This is a genomic window from Streptomyces sp. NPDC002044 (assembly GCF_040296725.1).
Classification (GTDB): domain Bacteria; phylum Actinomycetota; class Actinomycetes; order Streptomycetales; family Streptomycetaceae; genus Streptomyces; species Streptomyces antarcticus.
On sequence record NZ_JBEOXU010000247.1, the window covers coordinates 1 to 5,781 of the forward strand.

The 5,781-nt window shown below is 74.7% G+C and carries 5 protein-coding genes; 4 read left to right on the top strand and 1 reads right to left on the bottom strand.

Annotated features, from left to right (window positions below; all coding sequences use genetic code 11):
* The coding region (locus tag ABT106_RS30815) for a sensor histidine kinase (protein WP_351284040.1) at window positions 1-1,245 on the bottom strand (1,245 nt) is incomplete at its 3' end.
* Between the two features lie 348 nt (window positions 1,246-1,593).
* Here ABT106_RS30815 and ABT106_RS30820 point away from each other — a divergent pair.
* The 4 genes from ABT106_RS30820 (at window position 1,594) to ABT106_RS30835 (ending at window position 5,644) form a co-directional block, all read left to right on the top strand.
* Complete coding sequence (locus ABT106_RS30820; RefSeq protein ID WP_351284043.1) at window positions 1,594-2,502, top strand: ATP-grasp domain-containing protein; 909 nt, start codon at window positions 1,594-1,596, stop codon at window positions 2,500-2,502.
* Entirely contained in the window at window positions 2,499-3,314 is an 816-nt protein-coding gene (locus ABT106_RS30825; protein WP_351284045.1) for an ATP-grasp domain-containing protein, read from the top strand. Before ABT106_RS30820 ends, ABT106_RS30825 begins: the two co-directional genes overlap by 4 nt.
* A 284-nt stretch (window positions 3,315-3,598) precedes the next feature.
* Window positions 3,599-4,453, top strand: a complete 855-nt coding sequence (locus ABT106_RS30830; protein WP_351284048.1) for a DMT family transporter — start codon at window positions 3,599-3,601, stop codon at window positions 4,451-4,453.
* 150 nt (window positions 4,454-4,603) lie between these two features.
* Window positions 4,604-5,644 (top strand): zinc-dependent alcohol dehydrogenase family protein, encoded by a 1,041-nt coding sequence (locus tag ABT106_RS30835; RefSeq protein WP_351284051.1) that lies wholly within the window; start codon window positions 4,604-4,606, stop codon window positions 5,642-5,644.
* Window positions 5,645-5,781: the final 137 nt, after the last annotated feature.

A 5,781-nucleotide genomic window follows, 5' to 3' on the forward strand; every position in this document is an offset into this window, starting at 1 on the left:
CGTCACGAAGCCGGCCGGCATCAGCGCCGCCAGCTGCGTCTTCACGTCCTGCAGGTTCGCCACCAGGGCGGGGCCGCTCTCCGCGTCGGACGGGGTACGGCTGATCAGCTCCTGGGGCAGCATCATCAGCGCGCCGGTACCGCCGCGCGCGGAGGGCCGGAAGGAGACCGTCAGCCCGTGTTTGCGGGCGAGGCGGCCGACGACGGCGAGGCCGAGGCGGGTGCCGGAGAGCCCGGCCAGGTCCAGCGACTCGGCGGTCACGGCCTGCTGGGCGCGGCGCAGCTGGACCTCGCTCATGACCAGGCCGCTGTCCTCGACGGTGATGATGATGCCGGCCGGGACCTCCTCCACGTAGACGTGGACCTCGGCGGTCGGCGGGGAGAAGTTCGCGGCGTTGTCGAGCAGTTCGGCGAGGGCGTGCATGACGCCCTCGGCGGCGTGGCCGGCGACGGCGGCGTCGCTGGTGGAGTGCAGCCGCACCCGCTGGTAGCCGCCGATGCGGCCCATGGCTCCGCGCAGGATGGACTCCATGACGATCGGCTTCGCCCAGCGGCGGCCCGAACGGGCGCCGGTGAGCACGGCGATGGAGTCGGCGAGGCGGCCGGCCTGCGCGGTGCGGTGGTCGAGGTGGAGCAGGTCGCCGAGGACGTCCTCGTCGGCGTGCCGGTGCTCCATGTCGCGGAGGTCGGCCAGCATGCCGGTGGCCAGGGCCTGCATCCGGCCGGCCGCGTTGGCGGCGGCGGCCATGGCGGCGGCCCGGCCGGACTCGGCGCGGCGCAGCTCGTTGCCGAGCCGTTCGCGGGAGGCGCTCTGGGCCGCGGTCAGCCGGTCCAGCTCGATGGCGTGAGCGGCGACGAGGCCGTCCAGTTGCGCCGCGTGGGCACTTGTCAGCCCTTCGAGTTCGGCCGCGTGGGCGCCGGCCAGCCGGCCGCGGTCGGCGTGGTGGGTGGCCGCGTCGCGCGAGGTGTCGGCGGTCAGCCGGGCGATGTACGCGTCGCGCGAGGTGATCTCACCGGTGAGACCGGAGACCCTGCCGCGCAGCAGCCGGGCGGTGCGTGCCGACCAGGTCACGGCGAAGGCCGCGATGGCGAGCAGCAGCACCCCGGAGCCGGAGAACCAGGCGAGGGGGACGCGGACGGCCGACGGGGCCGCGGCCACCGCCGCCGTGGAGAGCGCGCCGCCTGCGGCTGCGGTGATCAGCAGGGCGAGCGCGGAGGGGCGAAGGGGGGAGGGCGGCGCCGTCATCAATCAAAGCCTCATACCGGGCGTAAATGGAGGAGAGGGTTCCTGTGAGTAACGAGAGTCAACTATAGGTGAGTTATTGATCGTTTTGGAAAGTTCCTGGCGGGTTTTACCTGGCACGGCTGCTCCTATAGGTCGCTTTGCCATATTTCACTCCTAGTTGTGGTGGGGCCCGGTACTGACGCCGGTGACCCCGCTCCGTGCTTCGCGCGCCGCGGTCCCGGGCGGTGTGGCCCGGCGTCGCGCCTTCGCACACGCGGACCGATCAGCACATTGCGGTTCATGACATCCTGTGACGTCACAACTCGCCGGACGGAATCGGCGGACGTCCGGGGAATACGGGGAAGGTCCATGAGGCTCTGCTTCCTGGTGGAGGAGCACTACCGCCATGACGGCATGCCGAACGAGGTGATCCGGCAACTGACCGCCTGGGGGCACCGGGTCGACGTGGTGCGGCCGGGCGGTTCGCTGCTGCGGATGACCGAGGTGGTGCGGACCGGCGCGCACGACGCGTGGGTGCTCAAGACGGTGTCCGGCGGCCCGGGTCTGACCCTTCTGGAGGCCGCCGCGGCCGCCGGGATGACGACGGTCAACGACGCCCGCTCGATCCGCGGCGTACGGGACAAGGCACTCGCGGCGGCGATCGGCCGCGTGCGGGGGCTCCCGCTGCCCACGACGTACGCGGTGGCCGCCCCGGAACTGCTCGGGGAGATACCGGCGGCGGAGTACCCGCTCGTCGTCAAACCGGCCGACGGAAGCTCCGGGCGGGCCGTGCACCTGCTGTCCTCGCCGGACCGGCTGGGGGCGATGCTTCCCGTACTCGCGGGCGAGGGCATGCTCATCGCCCAGCCGTACGTGCCCAATTCGGGCATCGACATCAAGGTGTACGCGGTCGGCGGGGAACTGTTCGCGACCGAGCGCTGCTCCCCGCTGCACCCCGACCCCTCGGTGCGCGAGCGCCGCGTGCCGCTGTCCTCGGAGGTCGCGGCGCTCGCCGCGCAGGTGGGGGCGGTGTACGGGCTCGACCTGTACGGGGTGGACGTACTCCTGGGCCCCGAGGGGCCGGTGGTCGTCGACGTGAACGACTTCCCGAGCTTCCGCAAGGTACCGGACGCGGCGGCACGGGTGGCCCGGGCGGTGCTCGGGCTGGCACGCGCGGGCGGTACGGCCGCGCCGGCCGCGCCCACGGCGGTGGTGTACCCGTCGCTGCCCGTCTCGATTCCCGCGCAGGTCACGGTGCGGGCGGTGGACAGCGCGTGAGGGTCGGCCTGATCACCCCGGAACCCGGACACCCGTTGCTCGCGGCGGCGAGTGCCCTGCTGACCGCGGCCGGGCACCCCGTCGAAGCGCTCGACCCGCGCACCGGGTCCGTTCCACCGCGTGCCGTGGCCGACGTGTACCTGCTGAAGTCGCGGACCCCGCGGGCGCTGGCCCTGGCCCGGGAGCTGGAGGAGCGGGGCGCCGTCGTGGTCAACTCGGCGGCGGCGACCGAGCGGTGCCAGGACCGGACCGCGATGGCGGACATCGCCCTGCGGGCCGGCCTGCCCTTCGCGGTCACCCGGACCGTCGGCGGCCTGGGGCGGTGGGCATCCGGCCACGCGCCGACCGCACCGGTGGTGGTCAAGAGCCGGCACAGTCGACGCGGCGACCTGGTCGCCCGGGTCGACGACGCGGCGGGACTGCGCGCGCTGGCGGCGCGGTGGCCCGAGGAGCCGGTGGTGGTGCAGGACTTCGCGCCCAACAGCGGCTGGGACCACAAGGTGTGGGCGGTCGGCGATCAGGTCTTCGCCGCCCTGCGCCGCTCCGAACTCTCCCCGGACGGCCGCGGGCCGGCCCGGTCGCTGGGACCGGACGAACTCCCCCCGGGCTGGGCCGCGCTCGTACGGGCGGCCGGGGAGGCGTACGGACTGGACGTGTACGGAGTGGACCTCATCGACGCGGGGGGATCGCCGCTGATCGTGGACGTCAACGCGTTCCCCGGCATCCGGGACCAGGCGGGTGCCCCCGAGGCCCTGGCCGGTCTCGCCCTGCGCCGGGCCCGGGAGCGGGACGCGGCACCCGCCGCGGGCTGACGGGCGGGGCCAGGGCCGCTGCCGGCGGGCGGGCGGTACCGCTGCCCGCGGACGGGGCGGGACAGGTTCACCGTCGGCCCAGTTGTTACGGGTCCGGCCGCGAGCAGCCGTCCCGGGGGCAACGCGCCCCCGGTGCTGGAGGTGTCCGCCGGGTCGTGACGGGAGCGGACAGGCTCGCACCTGGACCGGACCGGACAGGTCCGGACGGGGGAACGCTCGGGGTGAAACGTCACCGCGGCGGTGTCGGGGCGCGGCCCTGACGGGGGCACGGTGAGGATCGGGGCATGGGCGTCGTCCTGCCGGTCCTCTTCGCGCTGTTCGCGGCGTTCAGCAACGCACTGGCCACCGTGCTCCAGCGGCGGGCCGCGCTCACCGTGCCGCAGAGCGACGGCTTCCGCTTCGGACTGATCCTCGACCTGCTGCGCCGCCCCGTGTGGATCGGCGGCATCCTGGCCGTGATCGCCGCCGGGGCGGGCCAGGCCGTGGCGCTCGCCACCGGGCCGATGGCCCTCGTACAGCCGCTGTTCGTACTGGAGCTGCCGCTCGCGCTGCTGATCGCCTCGCTGGTCGCCCGGCAGCGGCTGCCCGGAGCCCTGTGGCTGGCGGTGGCGGGGGTGGTGGCCGGGCTCGGAGTCACGCTCGCGGCCGCCTCGCCGTCGGGGAACCGTACGGACGTACCGTTCGACCGGTGGATCCTGGCCCTGGCCGCCTGCGCGGCCGCGGTGGCCGCCCTGACCGTGGCGGGTCTGCGCCGGCCGCCCGGCCGGGCACGGGCCGGCTGCCTGGGCGCCGCCACCGCCGTCTGCTACGCGCTCACCGCCGCGCTCATGAAGTCGGCCGTGCACGTCCTCGACGAAGGCGGCATCGAGGCGTTCCTGACGACCTGGGAGACGTACGCCTTCGGCGCGAGCGGCATCTGCGCCCTGCTGCTCCTGGAGCACGCCATGCAGGGCGGACCGCTGGTCGCCTCACAACCCGCGCTGACCCTGGGCGACGCGAGCGTCAGCGTCGCGCTCGGAGTCCTGCTGTACGAAGAACACCTGCGGGCCCAGTGGTGGCTGCTCCCCCAGCTGCTGGGCATCGCCCTGATCTGTGCCGGGGTCCTCGCCCTGGCCAGGGCCGGGGACGGCGCGCCGTAGCCTCGACGCGCCGTCCGCTTCTCCCTCCCCGTGGGGTCCCGCCTGCGGTACGCCTACGTGATGACTTCCACCTTCTTGTCGCCGGCACGGCCGGGGGGTCCGGGCACGGCCGGGGGTAGCGTGCGGGCAGGCGAGCGGAAGGCGGTTGGCATGCGCGCGGTGGTGTTCGAGCGGTACGGCGAGCAGGCCGAGGTCAGGGAGGTCGCGGACCCGGCTCCGCCGGCGGGCGGAGTGGTGGTGCGGGTGGAGGCCACCGGACTGTGCCGCAGCGACTGGCACGGGTGGATGGGACACGACCCGGACATCGTGCTGCCGCACGTGCCCGGGCACGAACTCGCCGGTGTGGTGGAGGCGGTGGGGGCGGGCGTCACCGGATGGCGGGCCGGGGACCGGGTCACCGCGCCGTTCGTCTGCGCCTGCGGCAGGTGCGCCGAATGCGCGGCCGGCCAACACCAGGTGTGCGCCCGGCAGACCCAGCCCGGGTTCACGCACTGGGGGTCCTTCGCCGAGTACGTGGCCCTGGACCACGCCGACGTGAACCTGGTGGCCGTGCCCGACGGGCTCGCCTACACGACGGCAGCCGGGCTGGGCTGCCGCTTCGCGACGGCGTTCCGGGCCGTGGTCGCGCGGGGGCGGGTCGCTGCGGGCGAGTGGGTCGCGGTGCACGGCTGCGGCGGGGTCGGCCTCTCGGCGGTGATGATCGCGGCCGCGGCCGGCGCGCGGGTGGTGGCCGTGGACACGTCGCCGGAAGCACTGGATCTGGCACGGAAGTTCGGCGCCGCGCACACCGTGGACGCCACCGCTGGTGACACGGCCGCCGCGGTGCGCGAGGTGACCGGCGCGGGCGCGCACCTCTCGCTCGACGCCCTGGGCTCGCCCGTGACGGCGGCGGCCTCGGTGACCGGGTTGAGGCGGCGGGGTCGGCACGTACAGGTCGGGCTGCTGCCGGAGGCGGGCGGCGGGGCGGTACTGCCGATGGAGCGGGTCATCGGCTGGGAGCTGGAGATCCTCGGCAGTCACGGGATGGCCGCGCACGCGTATCCGCCGATGATGGAACTGGTCCGCTCCGGGGTGCTGCGCCCGGACCTGCTGGTCACCTCGGTGATCCCGCTCGACGCCGCACCGGCGGCCCTCGCGGCGATGGGATCGGCGGCGGGCCGCGGGGTCACGGTCATCCAGCCGGGCTCGTAACCCGCTTCGGCCCCAGGCATGTTGGGGCCCGAACCGGGACGCCAGGACCGGACCGGCACGCCAGGACCGCCTCGGAAAGTCAGTACCCGCGCCGGACGCCGGAAACGGGCCCCGGCCGCTACCGGGCGTCCGGCCGG

Bases quoted from the DNA above. Each gene is read 5' to 3' on its own strand.
- ABT106_RS30820 (WP_351284043.1), top strand. From the start codon at position 1,594: ATGAGGCTCTGCTTCCTGGTGGAGGAGCACTACCGCCATGACGGCATG.
- ABT106_RS30830 (WP_351284048.1), top strand. From the start codon at position 3,599: ATGGGCGTCGTCCTGCCGGTCCTCTTCGCGCTGTTCGCGGCGTTCAGC.
- ABT106_RS30835 (WP_351284051.1), top strand. From the start codon at position 4,604: ATGCGCGCGGTGGTGTTCGAGCGGTACGGCGAGCAGGCCGAGGTCAGG.